The organism is Pseudomonas sp. R4-15 (assembly GCF_055768815.1).
Genome location: NZ_CM147293.1, coordinates 1,123,871 through 1,140,713, shown reverse-complemented (window position 1 = coordinate 1,140,713; position 16,843 = coordinate 1,123,871). Strand labels below are relative to the sequence as shown.

Sequence of the window (16,843 nt, the reverse complement as noted above, 5' to 3'; positions counted from 1 at the left end):
CCTGCAACCCACGCTCCGACTCAGGTGGTTCATGGACAGCATCAACACCCGCATCGCCGAAGAACTGGGCGTGCGCCCGCAACAGGTCGCCGCCGCCGTGGCGCTGCTCGACGAGGGCTCCACCGTGCCCTTCATCGCCCGCTACCGCAAGGAAGTGACCGGCAGCCTGGACGACACCCAGCTGCGTCACCTGGAAGAGCGCCTGCGTTACCTGCGCGAACTGGAAGACCGCCGCACCGCCGTGCTGTCGAGCATCGCCGAACAGGGCAAGCTGACCGCGGAGCTGGAGCGCGAGATTCGCGCCGCGGACACCAAGACGCGCCTGGAAGACCTCTACCTGCCGTACAAGCAGAAGCGCCGCACCAAGGGCCAGATCGCCCTGGAAGCCGGCCTCGGCGAACTGGCCGACGCGCTGTTCGACGATCCGAGCAGGAATCCCGAAGACGAAGCCGCGCGCTTCGTCGATGCCGAGAAGGGCTACGCCGACGTCAAGGCGGTGCTCGAAGGCGCCAAGTACATCCTCATGGAACGCTTCGCCGAGGACGCCGACCTGCTCGCCAAGCTGCGCGGCTTCCTCAAGGCCGAGGCCACCCTGTCCGCGCGCCTGGTGCCCGGCAAGGAAAACGAAGGCGCCAAGTTCAGCGACTACTTCGAGCACGACGAGCCGCTCAAGGGCGTGCCCTCGCACCGCGCGCTGGCGATCTTCCGTGGACGCAACGAGGGCGTGCTCGCCGCCAGCCTCAAGGTCGGCGACGAGGTGCCGGGCGCCGGGCACCCCTGCGAAGTGATGATCGCCGAGCGTTTCGGCCTGGAGAACCGTGGCCGCGCCGCCGACAAGTGGCTGGCCGAGGTGGTGCGCTGGACCTGGAAGGTCAAGCTCTACACCCACCTGGAAACCGACCTGTTCGGCGAGCTGCGCGAGCAGGCCGAGGGCGAGGCGATCAACGTCTTCGCGCGCAACCTGCACGACCTGCTGCTGGCCGCCCCGGCCGGCCCGCGCGCGACCCTAGGCCTCGATCCGGGCCTGCGCACCGGCTGCAAGGTCGCCGTGGTGGATGCCACCGGCAAGCTGCTGGACACCGCCACCGTCTACCCGCACGCACCGCGTAACGACTGGGACGGCACCCTGGCGGTGCTCGCCAAGCTCTGCGCCAAGCACGGCGTGGACCTGATCGCCATCGGCAACGGCACCGCCAGCCGCGAGACCGACAAGCTCGCCGGCGAGCTGATCAAGAAGGTTCCGGGCCTGCAACTGACCAAGGTGATGGTCAGCGAGGCCGGCGCCTCGGTGTATTCCGCCTCGGAACTGGCCGCGCGCGAATTCCCCGAGCTGGACGTGTCCCTGCGCGGCGCGGTGTCCATCGCCCGGCGCCTGCAGGACCCGCTGGCCGAGCTGGTGAAGATCGAGCCCAAGGCCATTGGCGTCGGCCAGTACCAGCACGACGTCTCGCAACTGCAACTGGCGCGCTCGCTGGACGCGGTGGTCGAGGACTGCGTGAACGCCGTCGGCGTCGACGTGAACACCGCCTCCGCCGCGCTGCTGGCGCGTATCTCCGGGCTCAACGCGACCCTGGCGCAGAACATCGTGCAGTTCCGCGACGCCAACGGCGCCTTCCCCAGCCGCGAAGCGTTGAAGAAGGTGCCGCGTCTGGGGGAGAAGACCTTCGAACAGGCCGCCGGCTTCCTCCGCGTGATGAACGGCGCCGATCCACTGGACGCCTCCGCGGTGCACCCGGAAACCTATCCGCTGGTGCAGCGCATCGCCGCCGACACCGGCCGCGACATCCGCTCGCTGATCGGCGACTCGGGCTTCCTCAAGCGTCTGGATCCGAAGAACTTCACCGACGAACGCTTCGGCCTGCCGACGGTGACCGACATTCTCAAGGAACTGGACAAACCCGCCCGCGACCCGCGTCCGGAGTTCAAGACCGCGACCTTCCAGGACGGCGTGGAGACCCTCGCCGACCTGCAGCCGGGAATGCTCCTCGAAGGCGTGGTGACCAACGTCGCGGCGTTCGGCGCCTTCGTCGACATCGGCGTGCACCAGGACGGCCTGGTGCACATCAGCGCGCTGTCCGAGAAGTTCGTCAAGGACGCCCACGAAGTGGTCAAAGCCGGCGACGTGGTCAAGGTGAAGGTCATGGAAGTGGACATCCCGCGCAAACGCGTCGGCTTGTCCATGCGCCTCTCCGACACCCCCGGCGAGAAGGTCGACGGTCCGCGCGGCGGCGGCAAGCCCGGCAAGGGCGGCGGCAACAAACCGCGCAGCGAGCGCCATTCGTCCCAGGACAAACCGGCCCCGGCCAACGGCGCGATGGCCGCGCTGTTCGCCAACGCCAAGCAACTGAGGAAGTGACATGAGCCGCCAGGTCGAAACGGTCGGCAACAGCAGCGCCTTCGGACGCCTGCTGGGGCTGGAGATTCTCGAGGCCGCCGACGGTCAGGCGCGCCTGCGCCTGGTCATGCATGACGGCCTGCGCAACCTGCACGGCAAGCTGCACGGCGGCGCGCTGTTCTCGCTGATCGACACCGCCATGGGCCAGGCCAGCCACAGCCTCAGCGGCGGCGAACCGAACAGCGTCACCCTCGAGTGCAAGGTCAACTACCTGCGCGGCGTCGAGGAAGGCGAGCTGCAGTGTATGGCACGGGTCATCCACTCCGGCCGGCGCACCCAAGTGGTCGAAGCCGAGGTCACCCAGGACGAGCGCCTGGTGGCCAAGGCCCAGGCGACCTTCATGGTGCTCTGAACGCCGTCCACTGGGCGATTCGCCGATGGCGACGACACTGCCCCTTGCAGCGGCGTCGTCGCGTCCCCATATTGGCGCGACTCCCGCGCGAAGGAATCTCCTCTTGAGTGAGCTACTGACCCGCCGCCTGGCCTTGCTGGGCGCGCCCGAACACCTGCCGTTGCTGACTCAATCCCTGCACGGCATCGAGCGGGAAACCCTGCGCGTCGATGCCCGCGGCGAGCTCGCACGCAGCGCACACCCGAAGGTACTCGGTTCCGCGCTGACCCACGCGCAAATCACCACCGATTATTCCGAAGCCCTGCTCGAATTCATCACCCCGGCCGAACACGATGCCGCGCAGACCTTCGCCGACCTGTCGCGCATCCATCGCTTCGTCGCCAGCCGCCTGGGCGACGAGCTGCTGTGGAGCCCGTCGATGCCCGGCCGCCTGCCGGTCGAAGCCGAGATCCCCATCGCCGAGTACGGCCATTCGCTGATCGGCCAGCTCAAGCACGTCTATCGCAAGGGCCTGGCGCTGCGCTACGGCAAGACCATGCAGTGCATCGCCGGCATCCATTACAACTTCTCCCTCAGCGAGGCGCTGTGGCCGCTGCTGCACCAGGCCGAGTCGCCGGACGATGGCCGCAGCGCGCGTGACTACCAATCCGCCCGCTACATCGCCCTGACGCGCAACTTCCGCCGCTACAGCTGGCTGCTGATGTACCTCTTCGGCGCCTCGCCGGCGCTCGACGCCAGCTTCCTGCGCGGCCGCGAGCACAATCTCGAGCAACTCGCCGAGGACACCCTCTACCTGCCCTGGGCCACCAGCCTGCGGATGAGCGACCTGGGCTACCAGAACAATGCCCAGTCCAGCCTGACGCCCTGCTACGACGACCTGCCCAGCTACGTCGACAGCCTGCGCGCGGCGGTTGCCACGCCCTACCCGCCGTACGCCAAGATCGGCACCCAGCGCGACGGCGAATGGCTGCAACTGAACACCAACATCCTGCAGATCGAGAACGAGTACTACTCGATCATCCGTCCCAAGCGCGTGGCGCGCAGCGGCGAACGGCCGATCCAGGCGCTCTCCGCGCGTGGCGTGCAGTACGTGGAAGTGCGCTGCCTGGACATCGATCCCTTCCTGCCGCTGGGCATCGAACTGACCAGTGCGCGCTTCCTCGATACCTTCCTGCTCTACTGCGCCCTGCACGAGGCGCCACCGCTGGCCGACGGCGCCTGCCGCGCGAGCACCGACAACTTCCTCGCGGTGGTCCGCGAGGGCCGTCGTCCGGGGTTGCAGCTATGCGGCGCGGACGGCAAACCCCGCTCGATGGTCGACTGGGGCCAGGCGCTACTCGACGAGATGGCGCCGATCGCCGACCTGCTCGACCGCGCCCACGGCGGCGATGCCCACCACCAGGCGCTGCAAGCGCAGCAGGCGAAACTCGCCGATGCCAGCCTGACGCCTTCGGCGCGCGTGCTGGCAGCCTTGCGTGACGGCAGCGGCAGCTTCGCCGAATTCGCCCTGGCGCAGTCGCGCAAGCATCGTCAGGCGTTTCTCGAGCAGCCACTGGACGCCGCCAGCCTCGCCGAGTTCGAGCGACTCGCCGAGCAGTCGCTGGAGGACCAGCAGACCCTGGAGCGGACCCAGACCGGCGATTTCGACGCGTTCGTCGCCGCCTACCAGGCGAGCATTCTCGACACCGCCCCGCAGCCGGTCTGATTGGCCCGGCCTAGAACAGCCGCCGCTTGATCGTGCCCACGCGCCTGCGCGGGCACGCCTCCCGAGACGCTCCGCGTCTCTAGTGCGCCGGGCCTTCGGTGCCAAAGGACGGTTCTCCGGAACTCCCTGTTTCGCCCTCCTGGGCGACCCGCTTTTGTTTCGCCTCGCCGGCCGCGACAAAAGTGGGCAAAACCGTTGCCCCGGCGATCCGGCCCCGCCCGCTGCGCGGACGGGGTTCGTTCACCCGGACCAACGGGGCGCTTCGGCGCCGTCTGGAAGTCCGCATGGTTGACACCGTAGGATGGGTTGAGCGCAGCGATACCCATCACGCCGCCACGATGGGTATCGTCGCTACGCTCCTCGACCCATCCTACGGGGCCGGGCAACGCGACCACCGATGATGAGGCTTGCACCCGGGGCCCCTTCAGGAGGCCGAGTGCAGGTGTTGCGCAGGGGGATGCGAGGCAGGAAGCCGAGCAAGGCGCGAAGGGGCAGGACGCCCCTTCGCGGCGTGCCCCCCGGAGCGGCGCCGAAGCGAGGGAACCCCAGCCGCGCAGCGGCTGGGGCCGGATGGTGGGGTGCCCTTCTCTTTGGTTACTTTCTCTTGGGCATTTCAAGAGAAAGTGACTCGCCGTGCAGGGCGAAACCTGTAGTCCCACCCGAGGAAAGCGCGACGCTCTCACTCCCGAGTACAGAACCCTGGAATTTCAGACCAGCACACGCGAAGTCACCTCGGGCGCAAGCCGTCGAGCAGCAGCCGCTGCAGGTTATCCAGCACCTCGGCGAAGAACGCCGGGTCGTCGAGGGTACTGCCGCTGATCGACTCCACCTGCACGCGGAAGTCGGCGTAGTGCTGGGTGGTCGCCCAGAGCGAGAAGATCAGGTGCTGCGGGTCCACCGGCGCCAGCTTGCCGGCGGCGATCCAGCGGGCGATCACCCCGGTCTTGGCGTGTACCAGATCACGCAGCTCGTGCTCCAGCTCGCCGCGCAACAGCGGCGCGCCCTGGATGATCTCCAGGCAGAAAAGACGCGAGGCCGCCGGACGATCGCGGGACAGCTCCAGCTTCAGGCGAATGTACTCGCGGATCGCCGCCAGCGGCTCCATCTCCACCGAGAGCGCACGCAGCGGTGCCAGCCAGACGTCCATCAACTGGTGCAGCACCTGCAGGTAGAGCGCCTCCTTGCTCGGGTAGTAATAGAGCAGGTTGGTCTTCGAGACCTCGGCGCGCGCGGCGACCTGATCGAGGCTGGTGCCGTGCAGGCCGAATTGCGAGAACAGCGCGATGGCCGCTTCGGAAATCGCCGCACGCTTTTCCTCCATCTGCCGTTCGCGACGGGCCAGGGTGGCGGCACTCGGCGTGCGGGTGGTCTTGCGGCGCTCGGGGATGGGCGTGACTTCCCGGACCATGCGGACTCCTGTCTGGACGACCCGCGCGGGGTCAGGCCTGCACCTTAGCCAAAAGCCACACGGCTGTCAGCGCAGACGCGCGGCGAATGTCCGGGCGCGATCACTTCACGGCAGACGCCCCATTGATCCAGATCAATAATTCGCACCATAACGTGCGTCGTTTTGGCGCGGCATGCACCGGGCAGGTGCTTTAAAGCAGACCAAATGGTCCGCTCTAATTTCTCAACGCCACCCAAGTCGTTGTTCTGCCTCATCTTTCCCATTCTGGCACGCTCCGTGCTCTCATCCCGACAATGCTTAACTCGCAAGCATGCCGGCATCGTGCCGCTATCCGCTGCGAAAAACGCGCATATAGGAGGGATTCATGAACGTCGGCGTATTCATACCGATCGGTAACAACGGCTGGCTGATCTCCGAGACGGCCCCGCAGTACATGCCCAGCTTCGAGCTGAACAAGGCCATCACCCTCAAGGCCGAGTCCTATGGCTTCGACTTCGCCCTGTCGATGATCAAGCTGCGCGGCTTCGGCGGTAAGACCGAGTTCTGGGAGCACAACCTGGAGTCCTTCACCCTGATGGCGGGCCTCGCCGCGGTGACCAGCAAGATCAAGCTGTTCGCCACCGCCGCCACCCTGACCCTGCCGCCGGCGATCGTCGCGCGCATGGCCAGCACCATCGATTCGATTTCCGGCGGGCGCTTCGGCGTCAACCTGGTCACCGGCTGGCAGCGCCCCGAGTACTCGCAGATGGGCCTGTGGCCGGGCGATGAGTTCTTCTCCACCCGCTACGAATACCTCGGCGAGTACGCCCAGGTCCTGCGCGACCTGTGGGAAACCGGGCACAGCGACCTCAAGGGCAAGCACTTCCAGATGGAAGACTGCCGCGTCAGCCCGAAACCGCAGACCGACATGAAGATCATCTGCGCCGGCTCCTCCGACGCCGGCATGGCCTTCTCCGCGCAGTACGCCGACTACAACTTCTGCTTCGGCAAGGGCGTGAACACGCCCAAGGCCTTCGCCCCGGCCACCGAGCGGCTGCTCGCGGCCACCGCCAAGACTGGCCGCGAAGTGACCTCCTGCGTGCTGTTCATGGTCATCGCCGAGGAAACCGAGCAAGCCGCCCGCGCCAAGTGGGAACACTACAAGGCCGGCGCCGACCAGGAGGCCATCGCCTGGCTGGGCGACCAGGCCGCCGCCGACACCAAGTCCGGCAGCGACACCAACGTGCGCCAGATGTCCGACCCGACCTCGGCGGTGAACATCAACATGGGCACCCTGGTGGGTTCCTATGAGCAGGTCGCGGCGATGCTCGACGAAGTCGCCACCGTGCCCGGCACCGAGGGCGTGATGCTCACCTTCGACGACTTCCTCGAAGGCATCGACAAGTTCGGCAAGTACGTCCAGCCGCTGATGCAGAGCCGCCAGCACGTCGTCGCCCAACTCGAGGAAATCGCCTGATGAGCCAGACCACCGTTTCCGGCTATGACCTACCGGCCGACGCGAGCACCCCGCTGACCCTGCCGGCGCGCCCGGAACCCATCGCCCTGCGCCCGAGCCAGACCGCGCTGATCGTGGTGGACATGCAGAACGCCTATTCGACCCAGGGCGGCTACCTGGATCTGGCCGGCTTCGACGTGTCCCACACCGGGCCGGTGATCGAGAAGATCAAGGTCGCCATCGCCGCCGCCCGCGCCGCCGGGGTGCAGGTGATCTTCTTCCAGAACGGCTGGGACAGCGCCTATGTCGAGGCCGGCGGCCCCGGCTCGCCGAACTGGCACAAGTCCAACGCGCTGAAGACCATGAAGAAGCGCCCGGAGCTGCAGGGCACGCTGCTCGCCAAGGGCGGCTGGGACTATGAACTGGTCGATGAGCTGCAGCCCCAGGAGGGCGACATCGTCATGCCCAAGCCGCGCTACAGCGGCTTCTTCAACACCCCGCTGGACAGCATGCTGCGCGCCCGCGGGATCAAGAACCTGGTGTTCACCGGCATCGCCACCAACGTCTGCGTCGAGTCGACCCTGCGCGACGGCTTCTTCCTCGAGTACTTCGGCATCTGCCTGGAAGACGCCTGCCACCAGGCCGGCCCGCGCTCGGCCCACGACGCGGCGATCTGGAACATCGAGACCTTCTTCGGCTGGGTCTCCAACGTCGACGACTTCTGCACCACGCTCGCCCGCTGAACGCCCCTTTCGAGAAAAACACAGGAAGCCTTGCCATGCCCAAGCAATCGATCATCCCCGCCGGTTCCGGCAAACCCCTGGCACCCTTCGTTCCGGGTTCGCTGGCCGATGGCGTGCTCTATGTCTCCGGCACCCTGCCCTTCGACAAGGACAATAACGTGGTCCACGTCGGCGATGCCGCCGCGCAGACCCGTCACGTGCTGGAGATCATCAAGGGCGTCGTCGAGACCGCCGGCGGCAGCATGGACGACGTCACCTTCAACATGATCATGATCACCGACTGGGCCAACTACGCCGCGGTCAACGCGGTGTACGCCGAGTACTTCCCGGGCGAGAAACCGGCGCGCTACTGCATCCAGTGCGGCCTGGTGAAGCCCGACGCGCTGATCGAGATCGCCAGCATCGCCCACGTCGGCCAATGATCCGGTCCCGTCGCCCGGCGCGCCTGCCGGGCGACGGCAGGCAGCGCCATGCGCGTGTTGCAGGAGCCTTGCATGCACTATGAAATCCACGGCGACCCGCGGGCCGAGCACAGCATTCTGCTGTCCTCCGGACTCGGCGGCTCGGCCGCCTACTGGACACCGCACCTGGACGCGCTCGGCCACCTGAAGGTGATCGTCTACGACCAGCTCGGCACCGGGCGCAGCCCCGCCGAGCTGCCGGCCGATTACTCCATCGACGCCATGGCCGCCGAGGTCGAGGCGCTGCTCGACGAACTCGGCGAGACCCGCGTGGACTTCGTCGGCCACGCCCTCGGCGCGCTGGTCGGCCTGCAGTTGGCGCTGCGCCGCCCCGGCGCGTTGCGCAGCCTGGTGGCGATCAACGCCTGGGCCACGCCGAACGCCCACAGCGGGCGCTGCTTCGACGCGCGCATCGCCTTGCTGGAACACGCAGGCCCCGCGGCCTACGTCGCTGCCCAGCCGATCTTTCTCTACCCGCCGAGCTGGCTGCTGGAGCACCACGCGCGGGTCGAGGCGGAAGTCGCCCACGCCCTGGCGCACTTCCCCGGCAAGGCCAACACCCTGGCACGTATCGGCGCCCTGCGCGCCTTCGACATCGAGGCGCGACTGGGGGACATCGACGTGCCGACGCTGGTCATCGCCAGCCGCGACGACACCCTGGTGCCCTGGGTGCGTTCGCAGCAACTGGCCGCCGGCCTGCCCGACGCGCGCCTGGAGCTGCACGATTTCGGCGGCCACGCCATCAACCACACCGAACCGGCGGCCTTCGAGGCCAGCCTGCTGGCCTTCCTCCAGCAGCAGCCGGCCTGAACCACGGAGCCTGCATGTCCGTTCTCGACGATAGCGCCCTCGACCAACTGTTCCTCGAGGCCCGCACCCATTCCTACTGGAGCGACGCCGCCGTCAGCGACGAGCAACTGCAGCGGCTCTACGCGCTGACCCGCATGGGCCCGACTTCGGCCAACTGCAGCCCGGCGCGCTTCGTCTTCGTGCGCAGCGCCGAGGGCAAGGAACGCCTGCGCCCGTGCCTGTCCTCCGGCAACCTGGAAAAGACCATGGCTGCGCCGGTGACGGTGATCGTCGCCTACGACACGCAGTTCTTCGACGCGCTGCCGCAGCTCTTCCCGCACGCCGACGCACGCAGCTGGTTCACCTCCAGCCCGGCCTTCGCCGAGCAGACCGCGCTGCGCAACAGCTCGCTGCAGGCGGCCTACCTGATCCTCGCCGCGCGCTCCCTGGGCCTGGATGCCGGGCCGATGTCCGGCTTCGACGCGAAGAAGCTCGATGCCGCCTTCTTCGCCGACGGCCAATGGACCGCCAACCTGCTCATCAACCTCGGCCATGGCCTGCCGGAGAAGCTGCACCCGCGCCTGCCGCGGCTGGACTTCGCCGACGCCTGCAGCCTCGCCTGACAACGGAGATGACGACCATGCTCGCAGCCCCGCTCGATCGCCCCGCCAGCCTGCCGCCGGTGGTGGACCGCAAGGACTACCGCGACGCCATGGCGCGCCTCGGCGCCGCCGTGAACCTGGTGACCACCGACGGCCCCGGCGGCCGCGCCGGCTTCACCGCCTCGGCGGTATGCAGCGTCACCGACGAGCCGCCGACGCTGCTCGTCTGCCTCAACCGCAATGCCTCCGCCTACCCGGTGTTCCAGGCCAACAGCGCGCTGTGCGTCAACGTCCTCGCCCATGGCCAGCACGAGCTGTCCAACCTGTTCGGCGGCAAGACGCCGATGGACGAGCGCTTCGCCGGCGCCTGCTGGTCCAGCCTGGAAACCGGTGCGCCGTTGCTCGATGACGCGCTGATCGCCTTCGATTGCCGCATCGTCCAGCGCCACCCGGTGGGCAGCCATGACGTGCTCTATTGCGAGGTCCTGGGCATCCGCCACGGGCAAGGCGCACGCGGCCTGATGTATTTCGAACGCGCCTACCACGGGCTCGGCGCCTGACTCGAGGGCGCGCCCGTATTCCGTGCAAGGGCGCGATCCGCTTTGGTGCAGGGCACGCGAACAGGGTGCACAGGCATCCTGAAAATCATTGGAGCGAGGAGCTAAGTCACTGAAATAAAATACTTAATTAGGTTTGACCGATCGATCAAATACTGGCACGCCGGTTGCTCTATCCGATGCCAGAAGAACTATTAGAAAGCTATTCGCACTCCCTTGCGCGCGACCTCGAAGGGTCTCGCATGAACAGCTGCCGCAACGACTTTCCAACCAACCCATGGAGAGCAAGATGACGCTGTCTTATGTGCCGATCATCGATCTCGAACCCTATTTCCAAGCCTCCCAGGATGGGAAGCAACAGGTCGCCAGGGCGGTGGATGAAGCCTGCCGGGATATCGGATTCCTGATCATCAAGAACCATCGCATTCCCGCCGAGCTGATCGCCCGGGTGCGCGGCCTCTCCGAGGCGTTCTTCGCCCTGCCGCTGGAAACCAAGCGCAAGGTCGACCGGCCACGCCCGGATCAGGTCCGCGGCTTTTCCGCGGTCGCCGAGGAAAGCCTCTCCTACAGCACCGACGAAGCCGCCCCTGGCGACCTCAAGGAATCCTTCTCGGTCGGCCCCAGCGACGTGCCCGACGAGCCCTACTTCAACGGCCCCGAGGCCGGCCCGCACTTCGCGCCCAACGTCTGGCCCGAAGGCCATGAGTTCCGTCAGGCCTACGAGCAGTACTTCGCCGCGATGAGCGAACTGGCCCTGCGCATGATGCGCATCTTCGCCCTCGCCCTGGAGCTGCCGGAGGATTACTTCGACGACAAGGTCGATCGCCACATCAGCATGTTCCGGGTGCTCAGCTATCCCGCGCTGACGCAACCCGCCGAACCCGGCCAGTATCGCGCCAGCCCGCACAGCGACTACGGCAGCATGACCATCGTGCTCCCCGACGCGCCCGGCCTGCAGGTGCGCAACAAGGCGGGCGAATGGGTCGACGTGCCCTTCGTCGAGGACGGCTTCGCGGTGAACATCGGCGATCTGATGATGCAGTGGACCAACGACCGCTGGATCTCCACCGTGCACCGGGTGATCGTTCCCGAGCTGGAGGCGCCGAGCAATGCGCGCCGTCAGTCGCTGGTGTTCTTCCACCAGCCCAACTACGACGCCATGGTCGAGTGCCTGCCCAGTTGCCTGGGCGAGGGCGAGACCGCCCGCCACGCGCCGATCAGCTCCGGCGACCACCTGCGTTCGAAGTTCGTCAAGCAGACCACCTTCGGCAAGGGCGTGGCGGAGGATGCCGCGTGAGCACCCTCTCCTACGTCAACGTGTTCGCCCGCGACGTGGTCGCGCTGTCGGGCTTCTACCAGCGGGTGTTCGGCTTCGCCGAGATCGAGGCGATCCGCTCGCCGATCTTCCGCGGCCTGGACACCGGCAAATCGAGCCTGGGCTTCAACGCGCTGGATGCCTACGAGCTGCTCAACCTGGCCGAGCACGCCGATACCCGCGGGGTGAAGTTCCTGCTCAACATCGACGTCGACAGCCAGGCCGAGGTGGACGCCTGCGTGCCGCTGGCGGTGGAGGCCGGGGCGACGCTGATCAAGCCCCCGTACCTCACCTATTACAACTGGTACCAGGCGGTGCTCCTCGATCCCGAGGGCAACGTGTTCCGCATCAATTACATGCTCTGAACGGAGAGACGCACCATGCTCAACGGATGGATTCGCAAGACCGCCTGCGCCGCCCTGCTGCTGACCGCGGCCGGTACCGCCCTGGCCGACGAAGGCTTCACCCTCAAGGGTGAGCCGAAGATCGCCATGATCATGTTCGGTCCGCGCAACGACGGCGGCTGGACCCAGGCCTTCGAAGAGGCGCGGGTGAAGATGGAGAAGGAACTGGGGCAGAAGATCCAGTTCGTCGAGGAAGTCCCGGAGAGCGCCTCGGCGATCAAGCCGGCGGCCGAGCGCTTCATCGCGCGCGGCGCGAACATCGTCATCGGCACTGCCTTCGGCTACTCCGACACCTTCAAGGAGCTGGCCGACAAGTACCCGGACGTGGCCTTCCTCAACGGTTCGGGCACCACCAACGGGCACAACCTGGAGTCCTTCTACGGTCGCACCTACGAGACCCACTACCTGTGCGGCATGGCCGCCGGCGCCATGTCCAAGACGGGCAAGCTCGGTTTCGTCGCCGCCAACCCGTTCGGCGTGGTGAACTGGACGGTCAACGCCTACGAGATGGGCGCGAAGCAGATGAACCCCAAGGCCACCACCACGGTGATCTACACCGGCGCCTGGAACGACCCGGTGAAGGAACGCGCCGCCGCCATGGCGCTGATCGACCAGGGTGCCGACGTCATCGGCCAGCACGTCGATACGCCCACCCCACAGATCGTCGCCCAGGAACGCGGCGTGTACGCCACCGGGCACCACCGCGACCTGTCGCAGTTCGCCCCGGACGCGACCATCTGCTCGGCCGTCTGGACCTGGGACCGCTTCCTGGTGCCGGAGGTGAAGAAGATCATCGCCGGTAACTGGCAGCCGAATCCTTATGGCGCCTTCATGACCATGTCCGAGGGCGGCGGCGACATCGCCTTCGGCAAGGTCGCGCTGCCGGAAGCGGCCAAGGCCAAGATCATGGCCGAGCGCCAGGCGATCCTCGACGGCAAGAACATCTACGCAGGCCCGCTGAAAGACCGCGACGGCACCGAGCGGGTCCCCGCCGGCGGCGTGCTGTCGGATGCCGACCTGTGGAAGATGGACTGGTACGTCGACGGCGTGATCACCCAGGAGTGATCGATACCGGCGCCGCCCTGGCGGCGCCGGCCCGTATCTGGTTTCGAGATCCGCCATGCCCAATGCGTTGCAGCTGTCCGCCGTCGAGAAGAGCTTCGATGGCTTCAAGGCCCTCGCCGAAGCCGATTTCACCGTGCGCTGGGGCGAAGTTCACGCCCTGCTCGGCGAGAACGGCGCCGGCAAATCCACCCTGATGAACATCGCCGCCGGGCTCTACGCCCCCGAGCGCGGCGAGTTCCTCATCGACGACAACCCGGTGCGCCTGAAAGGCCCGGCCGAGGCCGCGCGCCACGGCATCGGCATGGTTCACCAGCACTTCAAGCTGGTGAAGCCCTTCACGGTCGCCGAGAACATCCTCCTCGGCCTGCCGCGCGGTAGCGGCAGCCACCGCAAGCGCCTGCGCGCACTGGAGGCGCAGATCGCCGAGAAGGCCGCGCAGATCGGCTTCGCCATCGACCCACGGGCGCGGGTGGAAGACCTGTCCATCGCCGAACAGCAGCGCGTGGAGATCCTCAAGGTGCTGCTCGCCGGCGCGCGCATCCTGATCCTCGACGAACCCACCGCGGTGCTCACCGACCAGGAGGGCGAGCGCCTGCTCGCCACCGTGCGCCAGCTCGCCGCCAAGGGTGCGGCGGTGGTGCTGGTCACCCACCGCATGAACGACGTCAAGCGCTTCGCCGACCGCGTCACGGTGATGCGCAGCGGGCGCACCCTGCAGACCCTCGATCCGACGCAGGTGGAGATCGCCGAACTGGTGCGCCTGACCGTCGGCGAATCCCTCCCCGCAGCCGATCATCCGCGCAGCGAAGCCGGCGCCGAACGTCTGCGCATTCGCGGCCTGCGCTCGCCGGAAAACGGCGGCAAGCGCGTGCTCGACGGCATCGACCTGGCCTTGCGCGGTGGCGAGATCTACGGCATCGCCGGGGTCGGCGGCAACGGCCAGGCGGAACTGGCCAACGTGCTCATGGGCCTGCCCGAACCCTGCGAGGGCGAGATCCAGCTGGAAGGCTTCGGCGACCTGCGCGCGGCCAGCCCCGAGCAGCGCCGCGCCCTGCGCATCGCGGTGATTCCCGCCGACCGCTACGGCCTGGCGCTGGCCGGCGAGCTGTCGATCGCCGAGAACTTCGCCATCGGCCAGGTCCACAGCGGCCGCTACGGACCGTTCTGGCACCTGCGCGAAGGCCGCGCCCGCAGCGATGCGCTGCAGGCGGTGGAACGCTTCGACGTGCAGGGCGTGCGCTCGCCGGCGCAGAAGGCCGCGCTGCTCTCCGGCGGCAACGCGCAGAAGCTGGTGATCGCCCGGGAGTTCTCCCGCGAGCCGGCCATCGTCCTCGCCCACAGTCCCAGCCGCGGGCTCGACGTGCGCGCTGGCGCGGCGGTGCACCAGCGCCTGCTCGACGCCCGCGCCGCCGGCGCCGCGGTATTGCTGATCAGCGAAGACCTCGACGAGGTACTGGCGCTGGCCGACCGCATCGGCGTGATGAGCGCCGGGCGCATCGTCGGCGAATTCCAACGACCGGCCGACCGCCAGGCGATCGGCAAAGCGATGGTGAACCATGTCTGAAAGCGCATCCCCTGCCGCTCCCCGGCGCCCGGCGCTGCTGGAGCGGCGCTACACCCTGGAAATCCGCCAGCAGATGGCCTGGCCCTGGCAACTGGCGATCCTGCTGCTGTCGCTGCTGCTCGGCCTGGGCCTGTCCGCGGCGATCCTGATCGCCGCCGGGGTGCCCGGTGGCGAGCTGCTCAACGAGTTCGTGATCCTCACCCTGTTCGACGTGCAGAGCCTCAAGGCCGTGCTGTTCCAGGCGGCGCCCATCGTCATGGTCGGCATCGCCGGCTGCCTGGCGTTCCGTGCGCGTTTCTGGAACCTCGGCCTGGAGGGGCAGATGATCTTCGGCGGGATCGCCGCCACCGCCGTCTCGCTGCTGCAGATCGGCCCGGAATCCACGCGCCTGCTGCTGATGTTCGTCGCCGCCGCGCTGGCCGGCCTGGCCTGGGCCGTGGCACCGGTGCTGCTCAAGCTGAAGCTGTCGCTCAACGAGATCATCTCCACGCTGATGCTCAACTACATCGCCGCGAACTTCCTCCTGCACCTGGTCTACGGCGCCTGGAAGGATCCCAAGGACAGCTTCCCCTACTCGCCGCAGTACCGCGCCTTCGAGCGCCTGCCGGAATTCCTCGACGGCTACAGCCTGGCCATTCCACTGGCCGTGGCGGTGGCACTGCTGGCCTGGTGGTTCGTGCGCATCTGCCGCGCCGGGCTGTACCTGCGCTTCGTCGACGCCGCACCCAAGGTGGCCGCCGCCAACGGCGTGCCGGTACGCCAGGTGATCATCGGCACCGTGCTGCTCTCCGGCGCACTGGCAGGCATCGCCGGCTGCGTGGTCACCACCGGCCAGGAGGGGCGCCTGACCCAGGCGTTCTACAGCGGCTATGGCTTCTCCGGAATCCTCATCGCCTTCCTCGCGCGCAACAACCCGCTGGCCGCCACCCTGGTCGGCATCCTGGTCGCGGCGCTGTTCGTCGCCGGGCGCAACCTGCAGGTGTTCTACCAGATCCCCTTCTCCATGGTGCAACTGATCCAGGCGCTGGTGGTGATCTGCGTGGCCTCCTCCGACTTCTTCATCCGCCACCGCATTCGCCGCGTCGCCGGGGGGGAAAGCTGATGGACGTGATCGCCAGCTGGCTCGGCAACCTGCCGGACTTCGCCGTCCCCTACGCGCTCGCCGCACTGGGCCTGATCATCTGCGAGCGCGCCGGGGTACTGGCACTGGGGGCCGAGGGCCTGCTGCTCGCCGGCGCCCTGGCCGGCATCGGCTGCCAGCTCGGCTTCGGCCTGCCCGGCCTGTCGCTGCTCGCCGGGATGGCCGCCGCCGCCGCGGTGTCGGTGCTGTTCGCGGTGATGGTGATCCTCCTGCGGGTCAATCAGGTGATCGCCGGGCTGACCCTGGTGTTCTTCTGCCAGGGCCTGACCAGCCTGCTCGGCACGCTGCTGGAGTGGACCAACCAACCGGTGCACGGCCTCGCCGCGTTGCCGCTGTGGCCGCTCTCCGAGCTGCCGGTGGTGGGCAAGCTGTTCGTGCAGAACCCGATGGTCTACCTGACCCTGCCGATCTTCCTAGCCGTGGTCTGGTTCCTCGAGCGCAGCACCACCGGCCTGCGCCTGCGCGCGGTCGGCGAGAACCCGCAGGCGGCCGACGCCGCCGGCATCCCGGTGCTCGCCTACCGCTTCTGGGCGGTGCTCGCCGGCTCGGCGCTGGTGGGCCTGGCCGGCGCCTACATGTCGGTGCTCTCGACCAAGCTGTGGATCGCCGACATGGCCGGTGGACGCGGCTGGATCGCCGTGGCCCTGGTGATCTTCGCCCGCTGGTCGCCGTGGAAGGCGCTGGCCGGCGCCGTGCTGTTCGGCTGCATCGAGGCACTGATCCCGCAACTGGCCGCCGCCGGCATCCGCCTGCCGCAATACTTCGTGCTGATGACGCCCTACGCGGTGACCCTGGCGGTGATGATCTGGGTGGCCGTGCAAGGCCGCGCGCGCAGCGCACAGCCCGGCGCCCTGGGCGAGGCCTACGTCCGCGAGGAGCGGCGCTAGCCGCTCACCGCTCACTCATT

General features: G+C 67.8%; 17 protein-coding genes. 15 read left to right on the top strand and 2 right to left on the bottom strand.

Going from position 1 to position 16,843, the window contains the following annotated elements; all coding sequences use genetic code 11:
• Nucleotides 1–31 precede the first annotated feature (31 nt).
• The 3 genes from ACYRGX_RS05460 (at nt 32) to gshA (ending at nt 4,452) form a co-directional block, all read left to right on the top strand.
• On the top strand, nt 32–2,356 hold the full coding sequence (locus tag ACYRGX_RS05460; RefSeq protein WP_473055598.1) for a Tex family protein: 2,325 nt from the start codon (nt 32–34) through the stop codon (nt 2,354–2,356).
• 1 nt (nt 2,357) lies between these two features.
• Complete coding sequence (locus ACYRGX_RS05455; protein ID WP_473055597.1) at nt 2,358–2,747, top strand: PaaI family thioesterase; 390 nt, start codon at nt 2,358–2,360, stop codon at nt 2,745–2,747.
• Nucleotides 2,748–2,850: 103 nt separating this feature from the next.
• Nucleotides 2,851–4,452, top strand: a complete 1,602-nt coding sequence (gshA, locus tag ACYRGX_RS05450) for a glutamate--cysteine ligase (protein WP_473055596.1) — start codon at nt 2,851–2,853, stop codon at nt 4,450–4,452.
• Between the two features lie 727 nt (nt 4,453–5,179).
• On the opposite strand, the gene rutR is transcribed toward gshA, so the two are convergent.
• Entirely contained in the window at nt 5,180–5,860 is a 681-nt protein-coding gene (gene rutR, locus ACYRGX_RS05445; RefSeq protein WP_473055595.1) for an HTH-type transcriptional regulator RutR, read from the bottom strand.
• Nucleotides 5,861–5,904: 44 nt separating this feature from the next.
• Nucleotides 5,905–6,114, bottom strand: coding sequence for a hypothetical protein (locus ACYRGX_RS05440; RefSeq protein ID WP_473055594.1), 210 nt, complete (start codon nt 6,112–6,114; stop codon nt 5,905–5,907).
• A gap of 110 nt (nt 6,115–6,224) precedes the next feature.
• Between ACYRGX_RS05440 and rutA the strand changes: the two genes are divergently transcribed.
• From rutA to ACYRGX_RS05380, 12 genes are all read left to right on the top strand, one after another.
• Nucleotides 6,225–7,316 (top strand): pyrimidine utilization protein A, encoded by a 1,092-nt coding sequence (gene rutA / locus ACYRGX_RS05435; protein ID WP_473055593.1) that lies wholly within the window; start codon nt 6,225–6,227, stop codon nt 7,314–7,316.
• Nucleotides 7,316–8,038 (top strand): pyrimidine utilization protein B, encoded by a 723-nt coding sequence (rutB, locus tag ACYRGX_RS05430; protein WP_473055592.1) that lies wholly within the window; start codon nt 7,316–7,318, stop codon nt 8,036–8,038. Before rutA ends, rutB begins: the two co-directional genes overlap by 1 nt.
• A gap of 35 nt (nt 8,039–8,073) precedes the next feature.
• Nucleotides 8,074–8,460, top strand: coding sequence for a pyrimidine utilization protein C (gene rutC, locus ACYRGX_RS05425; protein WP_473055591.1), 387 nt, complete (start codon nt 8,074–8,076; stop codon nt 8,458–8,460).
• Between the two features lie 72 nt (nt 8,461–8,532).
• A complete protein-coding gene (rutD, locus tag ACYRGX_RS05420) occupies nt 8,533–9,309 on the top strand; it encodes a pyrimidine utilization protein D (protein ID WP_473055590.1) in 777 nt (258 codons plus the stop codon).
• 14 nt (nt 9,310–9,323) lie between these two features.
• On the top strand, nt 9,324–9,911 hold the full coding sequence (locus tag ACYRGX_RS05415) for a malonic semialdehyde reductase (RefSeq protein WP_473055589.1): 588 nt from the start codon (nt 9,324–9,326) through the stop codon (nt 9,909–9,911).
• A gap of 17 nt (nt 9,912–9,928) precedes the next feature.
• On the top strand, nt 9,929–10,450 hold the full coding sequence (gene rutF / locus ACYRGX_RS05410) for an NADH-dependent FMN reductase RutF (protein WP_473055588.1): 522 nt from the start codon (nt 9,929–9,931) through the stop codon (nt 10,448–10,450).
• A gap of 286 nt (nt 10,451–10,736) precedes the next feature.
• Nucleotides 10,737–11,744 (top strand): isopenicillin N synthase family dioxygenase, encoded by a 1,008-nt coding sequence (locus tag ACYRGX_RS05405; protein WP_473055587.1) that lies wholly within the window; start codon nt 10,737–10,739, stop codon nt 11,742–11,744.
• Nucleotides 11,741–12,127: a VOC family protein gene (locus ACYRGX_RS05400; RefSeq protein ID WP_473055586.1), complete on the top strand. Its 387-nt coding sequence runs from the start codon at nt 11,741–11,743 to the stop codon at nt 12,125–12,127. The genes ACYRGX_RS05405 and ACYRGX_RS05400 overlap by 4 nt, the downstream gene beginning before the upstream one ends.
• Nucleotides 12,128–12,142: 15 nt before the next feature.
• On the top strand, nt 12,143–13,231 hold the full coding sequence (locus ACYRGX_RS05395; protein ID WP_473055585.1) for a BMP family ABC transporter substrate-binding protein: 1,089 nt from the start codon (nt 12,143–12,145) through the stop codon (nt 13,229–13,231).
• A 55-nt stretch (nt 13,232–13,286) separates the two neighbouring features.
• Nucleotides 13,287–14,795, top strand: a complete 1,509-nt coding sequence (locus tag ACYRGX_RS05390) for an ABC transporter ATP-binding protein (protein WP_473055584.1) — start codon at nt 13,287–13,289, stop codon at nt 14,793–14,795.
• A complete protein-coding gene (locus ACYRGX_RS05385; RefSeq protein WP_473055583.1) occupies nt 14,788–15,897 on the top strand; it encodes an ABC transporter permease in 1,110 nt (369 codons plus the stop codon). Before ACYRGX_RS05390 ends, ACYRGX_RS05385 begins: the two co-directional genes overlap by 8 nt.
• Nucleotides 15,897–16,823 carry an ABC transporter permease gene (locus tag ACYRGX_RS05380; protein ID WP_473055582.1) on the top strand — a complete coding sequence of 309 codons (927 nt, stop codon included), beginning with the start codon at nt 15,897–15,899 and terminating at the stop codon, nt 16,821–16,823. The genes ACYRGX_RS05385 and ACYRGX_RS05380 overlap by 1 nt, the downstream gene beginning before the upstream one ends.
• The last annotated feature ends 20 nt before the right edge of the window (nt 16,824–16,843 follow it).

Bases quoted from the DNA above. Each gene is read 5' to 3' on its own strand.
- rutB (WP_473055592.1), top strand. From the start codon at position 7,316: ATGAGCCAGACCACCGTTTCCGGCTATGACCTACCGGCCGACGCGAGC.
- ACYRGX_RS05455 (WP_473055597.1), top strand. From the start codon at position 2,358: ATGAGCCGCCAGGTCGAAACGGTCGGCAACAGCAGCGCCTTCGGACGC.
- ACYRGX_RS05390 (WP_473055584.1), top strand. From the start codon at position 13,287: ATGCCCAATGCGTTGCAGCTGTCCGCCGTCGAGAAGAGCTTCGATGGC.
- rutF (WP_473055588.1), top strand. From the start codon at position 9,929: ATGCTCGCAGCCCCGCTCGATCGCCCCGCCAGCCTGCCGCCGGTGGTG.
- ACYRGX_RS05460 (WP_473055598.1), top strand. From the start codon at position 32: ATGGACAGCATCAACACCCGCATCGCCGAAGAACTGGGCGTGCGCCCG.
- ACYRGX_RS05405 (WP_473055587.1), top strand. From the start codon at position 10,737: ATGACGCTGTCTTATGTGCCGATCATCGATCTCGAACCCTATTTCCAA.
- ACYRGX_RS05385 (WP_473055583.1), top strand. From the start codon at position 14,788: ATGTCTGAAAGCGCATCCCCTGCCGCTCCCCGGCGCCCGGCGCTGCTG.
- rutD (WP_473055590.1), top strand. From the start codon at position 8,533: ATGCACTATGAAATCCACGGCGACCCGCGGGCCGAGCACAGCATTCTG.
- rutC (WP_473055591.1), top strand. From the start codon at position 8,074: ATGCCCAAGCAATCGATCATCCCCGCCGGTTCCGGCAAACCCCTGGCA.
- ACYRGX_RS05415 (WP_473055589.1), top strand. From the start codon at position 9,324: ATGTCCGTTCTCGACGATAGCGCCCTCGACCAACTGTTCCTCGAGGCC.
- rutR (WP_473055595.1), bottom strand. From the start codon at position 5,860: ATGGTCCGGGAAGTCACGCCCATCCCCGAGCGCCGCAAGACCACCCGC.
- rutA (WP_473055593.1), top strand. From the start codon at position 6,225: ATGAACGTCGGCGTATTCATACCGATCGGTAACAACGGCTGGCTGATC.
- ACYRGX_RS05440 (WP_473055594.1), bottom strand. From the start codon at position 6,114: ATGAGGCAGAACAACGACTTGGGTGGCGTTGAGAAATTAGAGCGGACC.
- ACYRGX_RS05395 (WP_473055585.1), top strand. From the start codon at position 12,143: ATGCTCAACGGATGGATTCGCAAGACCGCCTGCGCCGCCCTGCTGCTG.
- ACYRGX_RS05380 (WP_473055582.1), top strand. From the start codon at position 15,897: ATGGACGTGATCGCCAGCTGGCTCGGCAACCTGCCGGACTTCGCCGTC.